17 protein-coding genes are annotated in these 19,508 nt (G+C 68.1%); 14 read left to right on the top strand and 3 right to left on the bottom strand.

Annotation, left to right across the window (positions count from 1 at the left end):
* The first annotated feature begins 30 nt into the window (after positions 1-30).
* The 3 genes from ACWEKS_RS03815 (at position 31) to ACWEKS_RS03825 (ending at position 2,688) form a co-directional block, all read left to right on the top strand.
* Positions 31-1,002, top strand: coding sequence for an alpha-E domain-containing protein (locus ACWEKS_RS03815; protein WP_452338651.1), 972 nt, complete (start codon positions 31-33; stop codon positions 1,000-1,002).
* Positions 999-1,844, top strand: a complete 846-nt coding sequence (locus ACWEKS_RS03820; RefSeq protein ID WP_452338652.1) for a transglutaminase family protein — start codon at positions 999-1,001, stop codon at positions 1,842-1,844. Before ACWEKS_RS03815 ends, ACWEKS_RS03820 begins: the two co-directional genes overlap by 4 nt.
* A gap of 64 nt (positions 1,845-1,908) precedes the next feature.
* The gene (locus tag ACWEKS_RS03825) at positions 1,909-2,688 is read left to right on the top strand and encodes an aquaporin (RefSeq protein ID WP_452338653.1); all 780 of its coding nucleotides are present in this window, start codon (positions 1,909-1,911) and stop codon (positions 2,686-2,688) included.
* Between the two features lie 54 nt (positions 2,689-2,742).
* On the opposite strand, the gene ACWEKS_RS03830 is transcribed toward ACWEKS_RS03825, so the two are convergent.
* A complete protein-coding gene (locus ACWEKS_RS03830) occupies positions 2,743-3,324 on the bottom strand; it encodes a type II toxin-antitoxin system PemK/MazF family toxin (protein ID WP_452338654.1) in 582 nt (193 codons plus the stop codon).
* 249 nt (positions 3,325-3,573) lie between these two features.
* Here ACWEKS_RS03830 and lepA point away from each other — a divergent pair, with 249 nt between their 5' ends.
* From lepA to ACWEKS_RS03845, 3 genes are all read left to right on the top strand, one after another.
* On the top strand, positions 3,574-5,421 hold the full coding sequence (gene lepA / locus ACWEKS_RS03835; RefSeq protein WP_379382335.1) for a translation elongation factor 4: 1,848 nt from the start codon (positions 3,574-3,576) through the stop codon (positions 5,419-5,421).
* Positions 5,422-5,634: 213 nt separating this feature from the next.
* Positions 5,635-7,830 carry a hypothetical protein gene (locus tag ACWEKS_RS03840; RefSeq protein WP_452338655.1) on the top strand — a complete coding sequence of 732 codons (2,196 nt, stop codon included), beginning with the start codon at positions 5,635-5,637 and terminating at the stop codon, positions 7,828-7,830.
* Positions 7,827-9,641: a hypothetical protein gene (locus tag ACWEKS_RS03845; RefSeq protein ID WP_452338656.1), complete on the top strand. Its 1,815-nt coding sequence runs from the start codon at positions 7,827-7,829 to the stop codon at positions 9,639-9,641. Before ACWEKS_RS03840 ends, ACWEKS_RS03845 begins: the two co-directional genes overlap by 4 nt.
* Positions 9,642-9,730: 89 nt before the next feature.
* Here ACWEKS_RS03845 and ACWEKS_RS03850 read toward each other — a convergent pair whose 3' ends face one another.
* Positions 9,731-11,629, bottom strand: coding sequence for a glycoside hydrolase family 15 protein (locus ACWEKS_RS03850; protein WP_452338776.1), 1,899 nt, complete (start codon positions 11,627-11,629; stop codon positions 9,731-9,733).
* A 236-nt stretch (positions 11,630-11,865) separates the two neighbouring features.
* On the opposite strand from ACWEKS_RS03850, the gene ACWEKS_RS03855 reads away from it, so the two are divergent.
* Both ACWEKS_RS03855 and ACWEKS_RS03860 read left to right on the top strand, forming a co-directional pair.
* On the top strand, positions 11,866-12,102 hold the full coding sequence (locus ACWEKS_RS03855) for a hypothetical protein (RefSeq protein WP_452338657.1): 237 nt from the start codon (positions 11,866-11,868) through the stop codon (positions 12,100-12,102).
* A 128-nt stretch (positions 12,103-12,230) separates the two neighbouring features.
* Positions 12,231-12,479: a hypothetical protein gene (locus tag ACWEKS_RS03860; protein ID WP_379382328.1), complete on the top strand. Its 249-nt coding sequence runs from the start codon at positions 12,231-12,233 to the stop codon at positions 12,477-12,479.
* A 69-nt stretch (positions 12,480-12,548) separates the two neighbouring features.
* Here the strand turns inward: ACWEKS_RS03860 and ACWEKS_RS03865 are convergent, their stop codons facing one another.
* Complete coding sequence (locus ACWEKS_RS03865; protein WP_452338658.1) at positions 12,549-13,592, bottom strand: M48 family metallopeptidase; 1,044 nt, start codon at positions 13,590-13,592, stop codon at positions 12,549-12,551.
* A gap of 144 nt (positions 13,593-13,736) precedes the next feature.
* Here ACWEKS_RS03865 and ACWEKS_RS03870 point away from each other — a divergent pair, with 144 nt between their 5' ends.
* The 6 genes from ACWEKS_RS03870 (at position 13,737) to ACWEKS_RS03895 (ending at position 19,505) form a co-directional block, all read left to right on the top strand.
* Positions 13,737-13,826 (top strand): Ms4533A family Cys-rich leader peptide, encoded by a 90-nt coding sequence (locus tag ACWEKS_RS03870; RefSeq protein ID WP_452338659.1) that lies wholly within the window; start codon positions 13,737-13,739, stop codon positions 13,824-13,826.
* Positions 13,827-14,016: 190 nt separating this feature from the next.
* Complete coding sequence (locus ACWEKS_RS03875) at positions 14,017-15,054, top strand: sulfate ABC transporter substrate-binding protein (RefSeq protein WP_452338660.1); 1,038 nt, start codon at positions 14,017-14,019, stop codon at positions 15,052-15,054.
* A 125-nt stretch (positions 15,055-15,179) separates the two neighbouring features.
* Positions 15,180-15,989: a sulfate ABC transporter permease subunit CysT gene (cysT, locus tag ACWEKS_RS03880; RefSeq protein WP_452338777.1), complete on the top strand. Its 810-nt coding sequence runs from the start codon at positions 15,180-15,182 to the stop codon at positions 15,987-15,989.
* Entirely contained in the window at positions 15,990-16,799 is an 810-nt protein-coding gene (gene cysW, locus ACWEKS_RS03885; RefSeq protein WP_452338661.1) for a sulfate ABC transporter permease subunit CysW, read from the top strand. It abuts the gene before it with no gap.
* A complete protein-coding gene (locus tag ACWEKS_RS03890) occupies positions 16,796-17,791 on the top strand; it encodes a sulfate/molybdate ABC transporter ATP-binding protein (protein ID WP_452338662.1) in 996 nt (331 codons plus the stop codon). The genes cysW and ACWEKS_RS03890 overlap by 4 nt, the downstream gene beginning before the upstream one ends.
* A 145-nt stretch (positions 17,792-17,936) precedes the next feature.
* Entirely contained in the window at positions 17,937-19,505 is a 1,569-nt protein-coding gene (locus tag ACWEKS_RS03895) for a flavin-containing monooxygenase (protein ID WP_452338663.1), read from the top strand.
* The last annotated feature ends 3 nt before the right edge of the window (positions 19,506-19,508 follow it).

Below are 19,508 nucleotides of genomic sequence, written 5' to 3' on the forward strand. Positions count from 1 at the left end.
GCGAAGCGGAGGCAGATAGGGCAGAGCATCATGTTGGCGCGCAATGCCGAATCCCTCTTCTGGATCGGACGCTACGTCGAGCGAGCCGAATATACGGCGCGCATTCTCGATGTCGCGGTCCATCAGCTGCTGGAGGACGCCACGGTCGATCCGGACCGAACCTCGCGGGTGCTGCTGCGGGTACTGGGCATCGAGCCGCCCGAAGAGGACCGGGAACTGGATGTGTGGTCGGTGACCGAACTGGTGGCCTTCGGCCGCGACGGCGGCTCCATCGTCGATTCCATCAGCCGGGCGCGTGAGAATGCCCGGGGCGCACGGGAAGTCACCTCCACCGAGATGTGGGAGTGCCTCAATGCCACCTTCAACGGGCTGGCGGCGGCCGAGCGGGCGGCACGGGCGCTGGGGCCGCACGAGTTCTGCCACTACATCACCGATCGCGCCGCCATGTTCGCCGGACTCTCCGATTCCACCCTGAGCCGCGACGACGGCTATCGATTCCTGCTGCTGGGCAGATCCATCGAACGCGTGGATATGACTGTGCGCCTGTTGCATTCGCGCGCCGGTGACCGCACCTCCTCGCCGGCCTGGGTGACGGTGCTGCGTTCGGCGGGGGCCCACGACCCGTATCTGCGTACCCATCGCGGCGTCCTCGACGCCAATCAGATCGCGGAATTCATCCTGCTCGACCGCCTCTTCCCGCGCTCGGTATTCCATTCGCTGCGGGTGGCCGAAACCTGTCTGCAGGAATTGGATCAGCGCCCCAACAGCCGGTTCGCGGCGCGCCACGAAGCGCATCGCCTGCTCGGCCGGGCGCGCAGCGAACTGGAATTCCTGCCCTCGTCGGTGCTGCTGGAGGATCTGCCCAGCCGGCTGCTGTGGCTGCAGCAGACCTGCCGCGAGGTGGGGGAGGCCGTGGCGCTGCAGTACTTCCACGCCGAATCATGGGTGGCGTGGACGGGGCTGCACGGTCGCGGCGCGGACCTGGTCGAGGAGATGGCATGAGCTGGCGGATGCGGGTGGTGCACACCACCGGATATGTGTACGACGCGCCGGTCACGCGGTCGTTCAACGAGGCCCGGCTCACCCCGCGCGCCGACAGCCGGCAGACCGTGATCCTCAATCGGGTCGACACCGTGCCGTCCACCCGGTCCTACCGCTACATCGACTACTGGGGAACGGCGGTGACCGCCTTCGACCTGCACGCTCCGCACACCGAGCTGGAGGTCACCAGCGCCTCGGTCGTCGAGACCGAGCCGTTCGCGGGGCCGCCCGAGGAGCTGGCCTGGGAGGAGCTGCGCGACGACGCCATTGCCGACCGCTTCGACGAACTGCTCGAACCCACCGTCTACGTGCCGCGCGAGAAGCGGCGGCTGGCCCCGGTGGCCCGGCAGCTGGCGCGCGGCGTGTCGCCGGCGAAAGCGGTTGTCCGGGCCGCGGAATGGGTGCACCGGGAGATGAACTACCTGGCGGGGAGCACCTCTGTGCACACCTCGGCGGTGCAGGCCTTCGCCGAACGGCAAGGCGTGTGCCAGGATTACGCGCACCTCACGCTGCTGCTGTTGCGCGGCATGGGGATTCCCAGCCGCTACGTCTCGGGCTACCTGCATCCGGACCCGTCCGCCGAGGTCGGCCACACCGTCGCCGGTCAGATGCACGCCTGGGTGGAGGCCTGGACCGGGCAGTGGTGGGGCTACGACCCGACCAACAACATCCCGGTCACCGAGCAACACGTATCAGTCGGGGTGGGGCGTGATTACGCGGATGTGCCCCCTCTCAAAGGTATCTTCAGCGGGAGCGGCTCGACCGATCTCGAGGTCGTAGTGGAGATAACTCGCCTGGCCTGAGGCGTTTTCGGCTCGCGCCGCCGGTTCTTGTCGGTGCGTTGTCCATGCCAGCGGAAGGTAGCCGATGTCCCCCACAGCTCAGGAAGTCGCCGAGGATCAGGTCGAGCAGCAACCGCCCGCCCTCGGGCGCAAGGCATACGCCGAGACATTGGGTACCTTCGTGCTGGTCCTCGGTGGCGTCGGCACCGCGGTGCTGGCGGGCAGCCGGGTCGGTCCGCTCGGTGTGGCGGTGGCTTTCGGCCTGACGTTGCTGTTCCTGGTGTACTCGATCGGGCCGATCTCGGGTTGCCACGTGAATCCCGCGGTCACGGTGGGTCATCTGCTGCTGGGACGGATCACCATCGTTGTCGCGGCGGTCTATTGGATCGCGCAGTTCATCGGGGGCCTGCTCGCGGGCGTGGTCATCTACGCCGTCGCCAAGAACCTGCCCTCCTACGACCGGGCCAAAGACGGTCTGGGAGCGAACGGTTGGGGCGAGCACTCCCCATCGAAGCTGGTGCTCGGTGACGTCACCACCAATGGGTACGGCCTGGCGGCGGCCATCACGGTCGAGGTGATCCTGACCGGGTTGCTGGTTTTCGTGGTGCTGGCCTCCACCGACCAGCTGTCGGACATCCCGTTCGCCGGGCTCTCGATCGGTTTCACGCTGGCCGTTGTGCACCTGGTCTCGATCCCGGTCGACAACACCTCGGTGAATCCGGCCCGCAGCCTGGCCGTCGCGTTCTATCAGGACGGCGCGCCCGCGCAGCTGTGGGTGTTCATCGTGTTCCCGCTGATCGGCGGCGTTCTGGGGGCCCTGGTCTACGGGATGCTGTACGGCCGTTCCCGCAATATGGAGAGCTGAGGATCCCGGCCCCTGCCTCGTTCCGGAACAGGGGCCGGTCGTATCGGGAAGGCGCTAGTGCCAGTGGTATTCGGCGCAGAGCCGGTGCGCCACCCGGTCGAATGTCTTGCGGGGGAGGATCGCACCCTCGCGGCGAATGCCCATCTCAGGGACATCCAGGACACGATCCAGCCGCACCCAGCTGTCGCGCTCGGCGCTGTCCCACGGGCCGGACCCGATGCCCACCCAGTTGGGATGGTGCGCGTGTTCGGAATTCGAGGACAGCATGAGCCCGAGCAGCGTGTCGCCCTCGCGGCCGACCACCAGCACCGGGCGGTCCTTGCCGTTGTCCGGGTCCTCCTCGTAGGGGACCCAGGTCCACACGATCTCGCCGGGATCGGCCCGGCCGTCGAGCTGCGGGCTGTAGACGATGCGGCGCGCGCGTTCGTGCGACGGTACTCCCGCCGACGAGGTCGGCCGGACATTGACGCCCGGACCCTGGCGCGGCGTCCCCACCGCCTTCAGCGCACGGTCCCACATCGTCGACTGCCGCACCCGCCCGATCAACTTCGGGGCCTGCTGCGTGACGAGCTGGGCGCCCTGCTCCTTAGCCACGATCCCCAACTGCTTCCCCAGAGCGTTCCACCTGCCGGCCATGTCCGGCAGCCTAACGGCGGACAACGGGATTCTCACCTGTACTGGATTCGCCTGCGCCTGAAGGTAGCTCACCTGCGGGTTCGCGGCCGTCTCGATTCTGGACCGACGGAGCGGGGGAGCGAAACGGAGGAGCGGAGGAGGGAAGAATCGAGACCTCGGGGCCGCGAACTCGCCGGAGCGGAGCGGAGGCCAAGAATGCAGCACCGTAGACTTCGGGGTTGACATGCCGCTGTTTCGCCATGCCGAGGAGTGACTCCGATTAGCAGCTTCGCCGACAAGACGTTCACCGATCCCAGCCGGATCAGGAACTTCTGCATCATCGCGCACATCGACCACGGGAAATCGACCCTGGCCGACCGCATGCTGCAACTCACCGGAGTGGTCGAGGAGCGGGCCATGCGCGCCCAGTACCTGGACCGCATGGATATCGAGCGTGAGCGCGGCATCACCATCAAGGCCCAGAACGTGCGGCTGCCGTGGCAGGTCGACGGCGAGGACTACGTCCTGCACCTGATCGACACCCCGGGACACGTCGACTTCACCTACGAGGTGTCGCGCGCGCTGGAGGCGTGTGAGGGCGCGATCCTGCTCGTCGACGCGGCGCAGGGCATCGAGGCGCAGACCCTGGCCAATCTCTATCTGGCCATGGACAAGGACCTGACCATCATTCCGGTCCTGAACAAGATCGACCTCCCGGCGGCCGATCCGGACCGCTACGCCGCCGAGCTCGCCCACATCGTGGGCTGCGAGCCCGAGGACGTGCTGCGCGTTTCCGGCAAGACCGGTGTCGGCGTGGCCGAACTGCTCAATGAGGCGGTCCGCGTGGTGCCGCCGCCAGTCGGACAGGCCGACGCCCCGGCCCGCGCCATGATCTTCGACTCGGTCTACGACACCTACCGCGGCGTCGTCACCTATGTGCGTGTGGTGGACGGCAAGCTCGTCCCGCGCCAGAAGATCAAGATGATGTCCACCGGCGCGACGCACGAACTACTCGAAATCGGCATCGTCTCACCCGAACCCAAGCCCACCCAGGGCCTCGGCGTCGGCGAGGTCGGCTACCTCATCACCGGTGTGAAGGACGTGCGTCAGTCCAAGGTCGGTGACACCATCACCACCGCCCGCGACGGCGCGACCGAGGCGCTGACCGGCTACCGCGAACCGCGGCCGATGGTCTACTCCGGGCTGTACCCGGTCGACGGGTCGGACTACCCGAACCTGCGCGACGCGCTGGACAAGCTGCAGCTCAACGATGCCGCGCTGACCTATGTGCCGGAAACCTCGGTCGCCCTGGGCTTCGGCTTCCGCTGCGGCTTCCTCGGCCTGCTGCACATGGAGATCACCCGCGAGCGGCTCGAGCGCGAGTTCGGCCTCGACCTGATCTCCACCGCCCCGAACGTGATCTACCGCGTGGTCATGGAGGACGGCACCGAGCACGTCGTCACCAACCCGTCGTACTGGCCCGAAGGCAAGGTACGCGAGATCTACGAGCCCATCACCCGGTGCACCGTGATCGCGCCGAGCGAGTTCATCGGCACCATCATGGAGCTGTGCCAGTCCCGCCGCGGCGAACTGCTGGGCATGGACTACCTGTCGGAGACCCGCGTCGAGATGCGGTACACCCTGCCCATGGCCGAGATCATCTTCGACTTCTTCGACTCGCTGAAGTCGCGCACCCGCGGCTACGCCTCGCTCGACTACGAGGAGGCCGGCGAACAGCAGTCCGCATTGGTCAAGGTGGACATCCTGCTGCAGGGCGAGGCCGTCGACGCGTTCTCGGCCATCGTGCACAAGGACGCCGCCCAGGCCTACGGCCACAAGATGACCACCAAGCTGCGCGAGCTCATCCCGCGCCAGCAGTTCGAGGTGCCGATCCAGGCCGCCATCGGCTCGAAGGTCATTGCGCGCGAGAACATTCGGGCGATCCGCAAGGACGTGCTCGCCAAGTGCTACGGCGGTGACATCAGCCGTAAGCGCAAGCTGCTCGAGAAGCAGAAGGAAGGCAAGAAGCGCATGAAGACGATCGGTCGCGTCGAGGTGCCGCAGGAAGCCTTCGTGGCCGCACTGTCCACCGATTCCGCCACGGACAAGAAGAAGTAGCAGATTCCCGGTCAGGCGCAAGGTTCGGTATGCAACCGGAAAATGGGTCTTCCGTACTGATATGCCGGGTGACAAGCTATGTGACGCACCGCTGAGCACACCGCCTGCGACCTGGTGGATGTGACAGACCGGTTATCCGGAAATAGGGTGTGAAACGAGTTCGGTTCGGCGGCCCGCGCGGCGGGTCGCCGAAGCCTTGAGAGCGGAGCCCACATGACGCGTGATCTGCCCTTCGACGATGCTGCCGGTGCCGGTGACGACGACGGAGACGCCGCCTACCGCATTGCCAATGGAGTCGCGCGGGTGGCCAGGGCAGGCGCGTACGTCACCGGTGGCGCGCTCATCGCCGCCGGCGGCAATCACGGCGGCACCCCGGCCATCAACCACGACAGCAAGAACGTGGGCTGGTCGCAGGTCGAGGACCCGCAGCCGAATGTGCCGAGCCCGACCATCACCTTCCCCGACCTGACCGCGGATTCGGTGCTCCCGCACCACGGTCCGGCGGCCGCCGCGCCGGTGAACGGGCACTTCGGCCCGCTCGGCGACTACCAGCACGGCACCGACGCGGGCCTGTTCCCGTCGCTCGACGCGATCCCGGCCAACGACCCGGCGATCTCCGGCTTCCACGGCCTCGGCCTGCCCGACACCGACACCGGCGCGTCCGGCCTGCCGACCTACGGCCCGCGTCCCGGCTGGGGTCTGCCGCTCGACAATTCCACTGACCAGCAGGCGGATTCGGCTCCGGCCCAACCACATCTGCCGACCCTCGACCAGCAGCAGCCGAACTTCCTGCAGGGTCTGCCCGGCTTCCAGCAGGGCCTGCCCGGTTTCGGGCTGCCCGGCGCCACCGGGATGCACCTGCCCGGGATGAACGGCGCGTCCTTCGCGCCCGGTGCCGACACCGGTCTCGCCGACCATTCCGGCGCGTTCGACGGCATCGGCGGCACGGCCGGCCAGGGCAACGGTGTCTTCGTCGGCACCGACTGGTCGTTCGACGCCCATGTCGGGCTGGACGGCGCGTGGGTGCACTCGAATCTGTCGGTGAACGTGGGTGTCGGTGCGGTCGGGCATCAGCTCGATGCCTTCGGTCAGCAACTGGGACAGGGAATTTCGCACATCCCGGCGAACACCACACTGCCCAACAACGGCGGCGCGCCCAGCTTGCCGGGTGCGGACAAGCCCAACAATATGGGCCAGCCATTCGGCTCCTCGAACTCGTCGGCCACCACCGGCACCCCAGCCCTTCCGGGGCAGGGACACGGCCCGGCCGATTCCCCGGCGGGCGGAGCCGGAGCCCCCACTTCCGCTGTGCCCGGTACGAATTCGCAGCTTCCGGGGGCCGGTTCGCCGGGCGGCGCGTTCACGCTGCCGGGTGCCGCCGCGGCGCCGTCGAACCCGATCTCGCTGACCACCATTCCGGCCGCGCAGACTGCTCCGGTCGCGCCCGCCGCCGTCACTCCGGTCTCGACGCCGGTCGCCGCACCGGTGGTGCCTGTGGCCACCGCGCCCGTCGCGGTCGCGCCGGTGTCCATAGCGCAGCCGGTCGCGGTGACGCCGTTGCAGACCACCATTCAGCCCGATGCCGCCAACCAGCCGATCGCGAATCTGCTGTCGACACACGGCGGTCCGTCGCCGCTGACCGCGCCAGCGGCCGTGGCCCCCGCACTGTTCGATCATGGTCGCCAGCCGGTGCTGGCCAGTGGTGAGCCCACCGCGCCCGTACATTCAGCGCCGCTGACGGACAAGCCGGTCCAGCCGGTGGCCACGCCGGCACCCGCCCCGCACGTCAGCGTGCCGGCCAAGACCGATCCCGCGCCGGTGCTCACCACCGTGCCGCCGATTCCGACCACCAAGATCCCGGGCCTGGACCCCGATCTGACCAAGGGCGGCAGCACCCCGGTGGTGACTCCGCCGGTGACCTCCGGTGGCGACACCGACGTCACCGTCAAGCCGCAGAAGCCGGTCGACGATTCCGGTACCCACGGCAGCACGCCGACCGTCACGGTGCCGACCGACGCGCCCGTGCCGACCCATCAGCCGACCGTCACCAACCCGCCGCACCCGACCGCGCAGCCGACCGTGCCGACCGTGCCCGATCACAGTGGGCAGCCCAGTGTTTCGGTCGCGCCCGTGCCGACCGTCGCCCCGGCGCCGACCGTGCCGCAGCCGATCACCACGGCGCCGCACATCGACCCGCCGCAGCCGGTGAAACCCATAGCGGACCAGTTCGATTCGGGTAACCACGTGCTGCCGATCGCCGACGACTCCGCGCTGCACCCGCTCTCGGTGCACGACGGCGGTCTGCTGGTGCACGATGCCGGGCTGTTCTCCGGCCTCGGTCCCGATGCCTCGTTCATCGACGCCCACTCCCCGGTGCAGGGTCCGGGCGATCACATGCTGCTGCTGTGAGCGCCGCCGGTCATCAGGTAGCGGTGAAGAATCCCGATGCGCTGGGTCCGCTGGTCGACCTGCTCGACCGGCTGCTCGAACTGACCCACGCCTCCGGCCGGCTCGATCTGTCCGGGCGGCTGGGCATCGCGCGTGCGCGCCTGGCCGACCCGCGGGTGCGGCTGGTCGTGGTGGGCGAATCCAAGAGCGGGATGAGCACGCTGGTCAACAGCCTGGTCGGGGCCGCGGTGAGCGCCACCGAGGGCCAGGCCAGCGTCCCGGTGATCGCCGAGTACGGTCCGCAGCCCAGCGCCACCCTGGTGAAGGCGAGCCCGGGCGGCACCGCCCAGCGCACCGCCGTGGATCCGCAGGCGGCGCTGGCCGAGCTGGATTCCGGGGACGTCATCCGGGCCGAGTTCACCCAGCCCAGCCCGCTGCTGGCGGAGGGCTTCGTGGTGCTGGACGCACCCGGCGCGCCCGCCGAGGCGCCGGCGACCTGGTCGCTGATCGCCGCCGCGGACGCGGTGCTGTACGTGGCCGATGCCCGGGCGCCGTTCACCCCGGCGCAGATCGAGCAGCTGCAGCGGATTCAGCAGGTCTGCCCGACGGTCGTCTGCGTGCTCAACAAGATCGACCAGTGTCCGCAGTGGCCGCAGGTGCAGCAGCACGACCGACAGCTGCTCGACGACGCCGGGCTGGCCTTCGCGGTGGCCCCGGCCTCGGCGCGGCTGCACGAGCACGCCGCCGCCGCGAGGGACGCGCAGCTGGATCTGGAATCCGGTGTGCCGCAACTGCTCGACCATCTGCGCTCCTATGTGCTGGGCCGCGCGGACGCCGTCGCGGTGGAGGCCGCGGTGCGCGACATCCGGCTCATCACCGACCATCTGTCGCTGGCCCTGCGCAGTGAGGCCGAGACGCTGCGGGATCCGCGCCGGCTGACCGTCATCACCGAGCAGCTGCGCCGCACCCGCGAGGAGGCCGAGCAGCTCCGCCAGCGCTCGGCCAACTGGCAGGTCACCCTGGCCGATGGCGCGGGCGAGCTGATGGCCGACACCGAACACGATCTGCGGCACCGGCTGCGCAGCCTGATCCGCGACGCCGAGGCCGACATCATGAAAGGCGATCCGGCCCGGCGCTGGGCGGATTTCGGCGCGGATCTGGACGCCAAGATCTGTGAGGCGGTGGAGGAGAACTTCGTCATCGCCCACTACCGGTCGGTGGAGCTGGCCGAGCAGGTGGCGGCGAAGTTCCCCGACAGCGGCATCCCCACCCCCGATCTCAAGCTCGACAATCCGGGCGATGTCGGCGCGGTGCTGGAACCCGTTGCCGCGCTGGACAATCTGGACAGCGCCAAGCACGGCATCACCCAGCAGGTGCTGACCGCCCTGCGCGGCTCCTACGGCGGCCTGCTCATGGTCGGCCTGATCACCAGCCTGCTGCACATGTCGCTGGTGAACTGGTACTCCGGCGGCGCGGCCGTGCTGCTGGGCGTGAACGCGCTGTGGGACGACCGCAAGGCCCGCCGCCAGCGCCGCCAGGCCGAGGCCAAGATGGCGGTGGCCCGGCTCATGGACGATGTGATCTTCCAGGTGAGCAAGGAGTCCCGCTACCGGCTGCGCGCGGTGCAGCGCAGCCTGCGCGATCACTTCACCGAGATCGCCACGGCCACACTGCGTTCGGTGGACGCCTCGCTGCGCGCCGCCGAGGAGGCGGCCACCGTGCACTCGGGTGCGGGGCGAGAGGCGCGGCTGACCGAGATCGAGCGCTCGCTGGTCCGGTTGCGTGATATCCGCGAGCACGCGGACGCGATCGGCGAGAACCCCTCGTACTGACGAGAACCCCTGGTACCGAAAGGAATCGGCCGCGAGAGCGGCCGATTCCTTTTTCCCGGCTGTCTTTTCAGTGTGTCCCGGTTGTCGTGTCAGCGCCCCGGGTGCGCCGGATGGAACTGGCCCACGTGATGGGATTCCTCGGCCCGGATCACGTGCATGACCGCGTTGATCAAGGCCAGGTGGGTGAAGGCCTGCGGGAAGTTGCCCAGGTGCCGTCCGGTCCGCGAATCGATCTCCTCGGCATACAGCTTGAGCGGGCTGGCATAGCCGAGCAGCCGCTCGCACAGCTGCCGGGCGCGGTGCAGCTCACCGATTTCCACCAGCGCCGACACCAGCCAGAACGAGCAGATGGTGAACGACCCCTCCTCGCCGGACAGGCCGTCGTCGGTGGTCTCGGTGCGGTAGCGCAGCACCAGGCCGTTCTCGGTCAGGTCGTCGGCGATGGCCAGCACGGTGGCCCGCACCCGGTGATCGGTGGGCGGCAGGAAGCGGAGCAGCACCACCAGCAACAGTGAGGCATCCAGGGTGTCGCTGCCGTAGCTCTGGGTGAACACGCCCTCGGAGTTGACGCCGTTGTCGAGGATGTCGGCGCGGATCTCCTCGCCGATCTCGTGCCACTTCCGGGCATAGTCGAATTCCCCGTGCAGCTCCGCCAGTTTCGCGCCACGGTCCAGCGCCACCCAGCACATGACCTTCGAGGAGGTGAAGTGCTGCGGCTCGCCGCGGACCTCCCAGATACCGCGATCGGGGCTGCGCCAGTTCTCGATTGCCGCCTGCACCTGTCGTTCGAGCATGGGCCACAGCGTTTCCGGCACCTGCTGACGCGACTTCACGTGCAGGTACACGGAATCCAGGATGGTGCCCCAGATGTCGTGCTGGTCCTGGTTGTAGGCGCCGTTGCCGATGCGGACCGGCCGCGCCCCGTCGTAACCGGACAGGTGGGGGAGTTCGGACTCGGTGATCCGGCGTTCCCCGCCGATGCCGTAGAGCACCTGCAGCGACACCGGTTTGCCGTTGTCGTCGGTGGCGACATCGTGCAGGAAGGCGAAGAAGTCGTCGGCCTCCCGATCCAGGCCGAGGGTGTACAGACCCCACAGGGCGAAGGTGGAGTCGCGCACCCAGGTGTAGCGGTAGTCCCAATTGCGTTCGCCGCCGGGGGTTTCCGGCAGCGAGGTGGTGGCCGCCGCCAGCAGCGCGCCGGTGGGCGCGTAGGTGAGGCCCTTCAGGGTCAGCGCGCTGCGCTGCAGGTAGCCGCGCCACGGGTGATCGGGGAAGCGCCCCAGCGTGATCCACTGCCGCCAGCACTCGGTGGTCTGCCACATCTTGTCCGCCGCCTCGGCGAAGGTGCGCGGCGGCGGCAGGTCCGACCAGGACAGGGCCACGAACACCTCGTCGCCCTCCTTCATACGAGTGCGGGCGCGGGCCTCGCGGCCCTCGATCCCCAGCCGCAGATCCGTGGTCAGCGTGAGGCTCGGGGCGCCCTCGATATCGCAGGTGGCACTGGCCCTTTCGTAGACGTCGCCGCTGTAGTGCCAGGTGGCCGGGCCACGGTGGTAGTCGAAGGCGGGTTCGCAGCTCATCTCCAGCTCGACCACGCCGTTCACACACTTCACCGTGCGCAGCAGCATGTGCTCGGCGTCCCAGTCCATGGGCGTGCGCTTGTGGCTGCGGCTGCGGGACCGGTTGTTGTGCCACGGACCCAGCACCAGCGCATCACGCACGATGAGCCAGCCGGTCTCGGTCTGCCAGGTGGTCTCCACGATCAGACCGCCGGGCAGATACCGGCGGGCGGCCGGCACCTTGCGGCCGTAGGGGCCGATGCGGAAGTGGCCCGCGCTGCGGTCCAGCATGGCCCCGAAGAGGCTCGGGGAGTCCGGCCGCGGGATGCACATCCACTCCACCGAGCCATTGCGGGCGATGAGGCAGTTGGTCTCGCAGTCCGACAGGAAGGCGTAATCGTCGATGGGGGGAAACACGGAATGATGCATCCCACCGGTCGAGGTGGGCAGGAAGGCGTCCGCCAGGGTGGGGTCCTCGGGCGAGAGGGGGTCCCGCGGGGCATCGATCTCGGACGGATCGTCGAAGTCCTCGTCGGGATCGATGCCTGTCTCGCTGCCGAGCGGACGGTCGGCGGATTCGGGTTCGTCGTACACATCCATACCACCATGATCGGTCTGAACGGCCCGAATCGTCCACCATGGCGTAGTCGGCCTAGGCTGGGGTCGTGCATGCGATTGCAGGATGGTGGGACGGCGTCGAACTCTGGGTGGCCGGCCTGCCCTTCGTTCCCCAGTTCGCGGTGGTGCTGGCCGCCATGGTGCCGGTCTGCCTGGCCATCGCCTACCTGCTCGACCGGACGCTGCGGGCGGTGCTGCACGTGCTCGGCCGTGATCGGATCGCCGCCCGGGAGGCCGCGATCCCCGCCGCGCCGTCGCGCCGCATCCGGAAGGAAGCCGCCTGAGATGCCTCGCTCTCGTGTCCAGCTCGCCCTGATCGCACTTCTTGTTCTCGTAGTCGTCGCCTGGTTGTTCACTCGCTGAGCGAGTTTCGGTACCACTTGGGCGAATTCTCGGCGTACTGTGCAGACCCATGTCAACCGATGAAGGCCTGGAACTGGTGCTGTCCGAAGAAGACTTCGAGGACGAGCCCCGTCTGATCGCCACCCACTTCTGCGGCCCCGACGAGGCCATCGACATGGTGAAGGCCGCCCAGCTGCTGGGCCTGGGCGTGCGCCTCACCAACCGCATCCGTCCCGACGAGGAGGATGCCGAGAGCGCCACCGAGGAGTGGATCCTCGACATCCTCGAGACCCCGCCCGTGGTCGAGGGCGACGAGTAACCCGGCGGGTTACCGAGCTTCGACTCGAATGGGGGTGTGGGCGCTCGGCTCCCGCACCCCATTTCCTTGTCAGTCGTCGGATCCGCGGATTCGCTTGCCCAGCTTCGACAGTGTGTCGCTGACTTCCTGACCCACCGTGCCGACCGCGGCCCCGACATCGCGGCCGAGGTTGCGCACGGTGCGGATCAACGGGTCCTCGGACTGGTCGAAGTTCTCCCGGTAGGACCGGGCGGCGTGTTTGATCTCCTCGCCGATGCGGGCGTTCTTGTCCTGGTCCCGGCGCGGGTACTGGCCGTCGAGAATCCGGTCGTAGTCACCGCTCGCGATCCAGCGTCGCAGTTCGGCGGCCCGCAGCACCGAGAACGGATGGGTCTGCAGCTCCAGATTGAGGAGTTTGAGCACACCGTCGCGCAGGTCGCCGGCCCGGTCGTAGTCATCGGCCTGGGCCAGGAAGGCGGCATGGCTCATCTGGTCCACCCGCGATCCGCCCGCCAGCTTCATGTGCACCCGGACCGACGCGTCCACGTCCTGTCCGACCAGTAGCCCGGCCCGGTCGCCGGACAGTTCGGACTTGCGGCTCCACTCCAGCAGCGCCGCCACGATGGCGCGTAAAGCCCAGCCGCCCACCGGCATCCAGCCGACATTGGCCGCCAGCCGCATCAGGTGCATCAGCATGGTCCGGTAGACCGCGTGCCCCGACAGGGCGTGCCCGAGCTCGTGGCCGACCACGAATCGCAGTTCCTCGTGATCGAGCAGATCCAGCAGCCCGGTGGTCAGCACGATGAACGGCCGGTCCATCCCGATGGTGAAGGCATTGGCCTCCGGCTGCTGCAACACGAACATCTCCGGTGTGCGCTGCGCGTCGAGGATCTTCACCGCGTCCTGGCGCAGCTGATGGATGTTCTTGAACTGCCGCTCGTCGACCCGTACCGCGGTCGCCAGGTACATGAGCCGGTGCTGCCGCTCCTGCAACAACCCGGACAGCGTGCGCAGCAGGGTGTCGAATCCACTCAGCTGCCGCAGCCCGACCAGTGCGGTGCGGTCGGCGGGATGCTCCCAGGCGCGAGTGGAGATGCCGGGGAACTCCCGGCGGAGACGAGCGGGTGTGGTCATCGATCCCCCATGTGTTCTCAGCAGGCGACGCGGTATCGGGCCGCTCGATACAGTCTGCCGCGTCCGTCCAGGGTTGTGCTCGAGCCGATTCCAACCGCCGTCCGAAATTCGCCACCTGACGTGCTGCTCTGCTAAAGTCGCCGGGTGCCTTCGAGTGTTGTGCCCCAGGTCCGCCATGAATTGGCGTTGATCGCTGTGGGTTGCCTCGCGGTCGCGGACATTCACTGTCGCTGATGGCCGATCGGGCACTGCTGCACGTCTGAGTAGACTTGGCGCGCGCATTTTTCGCAGTTCGTGTTCGTCCCCCGGCGGCCCTCGGGCCGGAGCGCCACCGTCGCGGCATCCCACGCGACGGGTCTACGGCAGTACGTTCATTCCCGCCGGTCGACGTCCCACCGGCGGGTGCCCCGAAAGGTCCACGCCGATGTCGCGCAATATTCGTCTCTCCCGCCGATCTACGTTCGCCGTCGCCCTCACCGCGGTCGCGGCCACCGTGCTCACCGCCTGCAGCGGCGGCGCGAGCGACACCAAGGACAGCGGTCCGGCCAGCGGAGGCGGCGGCAATATCAACCTCTACGCCTACTCGGTGGCGAAGGCCGCCTACGACAAGGTGATTCCGGTCTTCAACAAGACCGACGCCGGCAAGGGCACCCAGTTCCAGGCCTCCTACGGTCCCTCCGGCGATCAGTCCCGCAAGGTGAAGGACGGCGCCGAGGCGGATGTGGTGAGCTTCTCCGTCGAGCCCGACATCACCCGCCTGGTGGACTCCGGTCAGATCGACGCGGGCTGGAACTCCGACGCCAACAAGGGTGTCCCGTTCGGTTCGGTGGTGGCCATCGCGGTCCGCAAGGGCAATCCGAAGGGCATCAAGAACTGGGACGACCTGCTCAAGCCAGGCATCGAGGTGGTCACCCCCAACCCGTTCAGCTCGGGCTCGGCCAAGTGGAACCTGCTGGCCCCGTACGCCGCCAAGAGCGAGGGCGGCAAGAACCCGCAGGCCGGTCTGGACTACCTGAGCCAGCTGCTCACCCACGTGCACGTGCAGCCGAAGTCGGGCCGCGAGGCCACCGACGCCTTCCTGCAGGGCACCGGTGACGTGCTGATCAGCTACGAGAACGAGGCCATCTTCTCCGAGACCAAGGGCGATCCGATCGAGCACATCGTGCCCGACACCACCTTCCGGATCGACAACCCGGTCGCGGTGCTGAAGAACGCCAAGAACCTCAAGCAGGCCATCGCCTTCCGCGACTTCCTCTACACCAAGGACGCGCAGCAGGCGTTCGCCGAGGCGGGCTTCCGCCCGGTCGATCCGCAGGTGCGCGCGGACCACGCCAAGGACTTCCCGACCCCGCAGAAGCTGTACACCATCGACGATCTGGGTGGCTGGAAGGTCGTGGACAAGGATCTGTTCACGCCGAACACCGGCACGGTGGCCCAGATCTACGACAAGGCCACCAAGTAGCCGGGTGACCTGCGACACAAGCGATACTCGAAACCGTGAGTGACAGCAGTTCGAACGCCGGGATCGATCATGATCCCGGCGTTTCGGTAGACGACACCCCGCGTAAGGCGGCGGGTCCGGGCCGGATCCGTTCCTGGTTCCGGGTCAGCGGGTCGGTGGGCCCGCTCGGCATCGGCACCTCCGTGCTGTGGCTCAGCATCATCGTGCTGCTGCCGCTGGCCGCGCTGACCGTCAAGTCCTTCGAGGACGGCTGGTCCGGGTTCTGGGACGCGGTCACCGCGCCCGGCGCGCTGGACGCGCTGAAGGTGACCGTCTTCGTGTCGATCGTCGTGACGCTGATCAATGTGGTGATGGGCACGCTCATCGCCTGGGTGCTGGTGCGGGACGAGTTCCCGGGCAAGGGCTTCGTGAACGGGCTCATCGATCTGCCGTTCGCCCTGCCCACCATCGTGGCCAGCATCGTGCTGCTGGCGCTGTACGGGCCGCAGTCGCCGTTCGATATTCATCTCAACGCCACCCAGCCGGGTCTGGTGGTGGCGCTGGCGTTCGTGACGCTGCCGTTCGTGGTGCGGTCGGTGCAGCCGGTCCTCATCGAGGCCGACCAGGATGTGGAGCAGGCGGCCGCGTCGCTGGGCGCGGACAACTGGACCACCTTCCGGACCATCATCCTGCCGACGCTGGCGCCCGCCATCGTGAGCGGCTCGGGCCTGGCGTTCGCGCGCGCCATCGGCGAGTACGGGTCGGTGGTGCTGATCGGCGGCGGCATCCCGAAGAAGACGCAGATGGCCTCGCAGTACATCCAGCAGCAGATCGAGGTGGACCGCCCGGTGAACGCCGCCGCGGTCTCCGTGGCGCTGCTGGCCATCTCGCTGGTCACCCTGTTCGTCCTGCGGGTCACCTCGGACCGCTTGGCGCGCAAGGAACGGGAGGCGTAGATGAAACTCGGCTTCTGGACCAGGATCTCGCTGCGCACGGTGGCGCTGGCGTATCTGTTCGTGCTGTTGCTGGTGCCACTGGGCATCATCCTGTGGCGCACCTTCGAACGCGGTTTCGGCGCGTTCTACGAGTCGATCTCCACACCCGCGGCGATCTCGGCGTTCAATCTGACCTTGACGATCGTGGCGATCGTGGTGCCGGTGAACGTGATCTTCGGTGTGATCATCGCGCTCGCCCTGGTGCGCGGGAAGTTCCCCGGGCGCAATCTGCTGCAGGCCGTGGTGGATCTGCCGATGGCGACTTCGCCGGTGGTGGTGGGCGTTTCGCTGATCCTGCTGTGGGGCGCCAACGGCTGGTTCGGCGGGCTGGACCACCACGGGTTGAAGATCATCTTCAACCTGCCGGGCATGGTGATCGCCACCATCTTCGTGACGCTGCCGTTCGTGGTGCGCGAGGTGGAGCCGGTGCTGCACGAGATCGGCGACGATCAGGAACAGGCCGCGGCCACCCTGGGCGCATCGGGCTGGCAGACGTTCTGGCGCATCACGCTGCCGGCCATCCGCTGGGGTCTGACCTACGGCATCGTGCTGACCGTGGCGCGGGCGCTGGGTGAATTCGGCGCGGTGATCATGGTGTCCACGGGCCTGCCCGGAAAGTCACAGACGCTCACCCTGCTGGTGAACGGGCGATACGTGAACGATCACAACACCTTCGGCGCGTACTGTGCGGCGACGCTGCTCATGGGCATCGCCCTCGTCGTCCTTCTGCTCATGACCCTCCTCGAACGCAAGCGGGGCACTGCCAAATGATCACCGTGACCAATGCGAACAAGCGGTACGGCACCTTCGCCGCTCTCGACGATGTCAGCATCGACATCCCGTCGGGAGAGCTGACCGCGCTGCTGGGCCCGTCCGGTTCGGGCAAGTCGACGCTGCTGCGCTCGATCGCGGGACTGGAGACGCTCGACAACGGCCTGGTCACCATCGCGGGCCGCGACGTCACCAATGTGCCGCCGCAGAAGCGCGATATCGGTTTCGTCTTCCAGCATTACGCCGCGTTCAAGCACATGACCGTGCGCGACAATGTGGCCTTCGGGCTCAAGATCCGCAAGCGGCCCAAGGCGGAGATCAAGAAGAAGGTCGACGACCTGCTCGAGATCGTCGGCCTGGACGGCTTCCAGCACCGGTATCCGGCGCAGCTGTCGGGTGGTCAGCGTCAGCGCATGGCCCTGGCCCGGGCGCTCGCGGTGGACCCGCAGGTGCTGCTGCTGGACGAGCCGTTCGGCGCGCTGGACGCGAAAGTCCGTGCGGACCTGCGCACCTGGCTGCGGCGGCTGCACGAGGAGGTGCACGTCACCACCGTGCTGGTCACCCACGACCAGGAGGAGGCGCTGGATGTGGCCGACCGCATCGCGGTCATGAACAAGGGCCGCATCGAGCAGGTCGGCACTCCGGAGGACGTGTACGACCGGCCCGCCAATGAATTCGTCATGTCGTTCCTGGGCGCGGTGGCCAAACTGAACGGGCATCTGGTGCGGCCGCACGATATTCGCGTCGGCCGGGATCCGAGCATGGCGCTGGCGGCGCACGAGGGCACCGCGCAATCCGCCGGTGTCACCCGCGCGACCGTGGAGCGGGTCGTGCAGCTCGGGTTCGAGGTGCGGGTGGAGCTGCGCAACGCGGCCACCGGTGATCTGTTCACCGCGCAGGTGACGCGCGGTGACGCCGCTGCGTTGCACCTGGCAGAGGGCGAAACCGTGTACGCCCGTGCCACCCAGATCCCGGAGCTTCCGGTCTCGTAAGTTAGTTCCGTTTAAGCGATTTCGGTGAGAAGTCACGACACGCCCAATTTGATCCACCGATTGGCGAGTTGCCCCGACGCAGGTACGCCGGGTCTCGTGCTGAAGTAGCGTGAGCCTCGAAACGTGCAGGTCCAAAGGGGAAACAGTGGACGTGACGAGTGCGGGTGGAAAACGGGCCGGGATCATCGGGGCCGGTATCGCGGGGCTGGTTACCGCGAAAGTGCTGCGGGACGACGGATTCGAGGTCGTCATCTTCGAAAAGGAGGGCGCAGCGGGCGGGGTGTGGATCGAGGCACGGACCTATCCGGGCCTGCGCACCAACAACTCCCGCGATACCTACGCCTACGCCGATCACCCGTATCCGGAGTCGGCCGAGGTGTTTCCGACGGCTGCGCAGGTGCGGGACTACCTGGCGTCCTATGTGGAGCGCTTCGGGTTGTCGCCGCTGCTGCGGCTGTCGACCGAGGTGATCCGGGTGTCCGAGGTGGACGAGGGCTTCGAGCTGAAGATCTGCGGCCCGGACGGGGTCGAGGAGCTGCGGTTCGACTTCGTGGTGGTGTGCGCGGGCGTGTTCTCCACCCCGCATCTCCCGGTCATCGAGGGCGAGGACGAGTTCGAGGGCGTGCGGCTGCATTCCAGCCGGGCCACCGATCCGCGGCTGTTCACCGGCCGGCGGGTGGTGGTGGTCGGGGCCGGGAAGTCGGCGCTGGACTGCGCGGCCTGGGCGGGGGAGCATGCGCGGCAGTGCACGCTGGTGTTCCGCCGGGCCCATCCGATGCTGCCGCGGTTTCTGCCGGGCGGGGTGCCCTCGGACCGGATCATCCTGAACCGCAGCACCGAAGCGTTCTTCCGCTATCACCGCCAGACCCTGATCGAGCGGTTCCTGCACGGGCGGGGCAAGAAGTTCACCGAACGCTACTGGCGGGCGGTCTCGGCCTCGATGCGGTTGCTGCTGCGGGCACCGAAGGGCATGGTGCCGGACGCGCCGCTACCGGCGGGGATCGAGAATCTGGGTGTCAGCGACGAGTTCTTCCGGATGGCCCGGCGCGGGCGAATCGCCTTGCGGCGCGACACCATCGCGGCCTTCCCCGGCGGCACCACGGTCCAACTGGCCGGGGGTGATCGGCTCGAGGCCGATGTCGTCGTCTTCGCCACCGGCTGGCGGCAGGAGCTGGAATTCCTGGCGCCCGAGCTGGCCAAGACCGTCCGGGTCGAGGGCCGGTTCCAGCTCTACCGGCACATCCTGCCGCCGATGCTGCCGCGGCTCGGCTTCATCGGATACGGCTCCTCCGACGCCTGCCAGCTCACCGCGGAGGTGTCGGCGCACTGGCTGTCCCAGCATTTCCTGGGTGAGCTCGCGCTGCCGGGCGTCGACAACATGCACAGGGAGATAGCGCGTGTCGGGACGTGGCTGGGCGAGGTCATGCCGGAACGGCCCGAGGGCTACTACCTCGGCCCATACCTGACGCACCACATCGACGAGCTGATGGGCGACATGGGTCTGCCCACCCGGCGTACCGACAACTTCGTCACCGAGTACTTCGACACCCTGCTACCCGGCCGGTACGCCGATCTCACCGAGGAACGCCTGCGGGCCCGGACGTCCGGGTCGCGCCGTCGCCGGTACGTGAGCGCCGGCGGTTCCCTCGGCGGAGTCGCGGCGCTCACCATGGCCTACGCCTGTTACCGGAGGATCCGGGACCGATGGGCGTAGCGG

Source organism: Nocardia sp. NPDC004711 (genome assembly GCF_053601595.1).

Excerpts from the sequence above, each read along its gene's own strand:
- ACWEKS_RS03815 (WP_452338651.1), top strand. The coding sequence starts at position 31 with ATGTTGGCGCGCAATGCCGAATCCCTCTTCTGGATCGGACGCTACGTC.
- ACWEKS_RS03820 (WP_452338652.1), top strand. The coding sequence starts at position 999 with ATGAGCTGGCGGATGCGGGTGGTGCACACCACCGGATATGTGTACGAC.
- ACWEKS_RS03825 (WP_452338653.1), top strand. The coding sequence starts at position 1,909 with ATGTCCCCCACAGCTCAGGAAGTCGCCGAGGATCAGGTCGAGCAGCAA.
- ACWEKS_RS03830 (WP_452338654.1), bottom strand. The coding sequence starts at position 3,324 with ATGGCCGGCAGGTGGAACGCTCTGGGGAAGCAGTTGGGGATCGTGGCT.
- ACWEKS_RS03840 (WP_452338655.1), top strand. The coding sequence starts at position 5,635 with ATGACGCGTGATCTGCCCTTCGACGATGCTGCCGGTGCCGGTGACGAC.
- ACWEKS_RS03850 (WP_452338776.1), bottom strand. The coding sequence starts at position 11,629 with ATGCATCATTCCGTGTTTCCCCCCATCGACGATTACGCCTTCCTGTCG.
- ACWEKS_RS03860 (WP_379382328.1), top strand. The coding sequence starts at position 12,231 with ATGTCAACCGATGAAGGCCTGGAACTGGTGCTGTCCGAAGAAGACTTC.
- ACWEKS_RS03865 (WP_452338658.1), bottom strand. The coding sequence starts at position 13,592 with ATGACCACACCCGCTCGTCTCCGCCGGGAGTTCCCCGGCATCTCCACT.
- ACWEKS_RS03875 (WP_452338660.1), top strand. The coding sequence starts at position 14,017 with ATGTCGCGCAATATTCGTCTCTCCCGCCGATCTACGTTCGCCGTCGCC.
- cysW (WP_452338661.1), top strand. The coding sequence starts at position 15,990 with ATGAAACTCGGCTTCTGGACCAGGATCTCGCTGCGCACGGTGGCGCTG.
- ACWEKS_RS03890 (WP_452338662.1), top strand. The coding sequence starts at position 16,796 with ATGATCACCGTGACCAATGCGAACAAGCGGTACGGCACCTTCGCCGCT.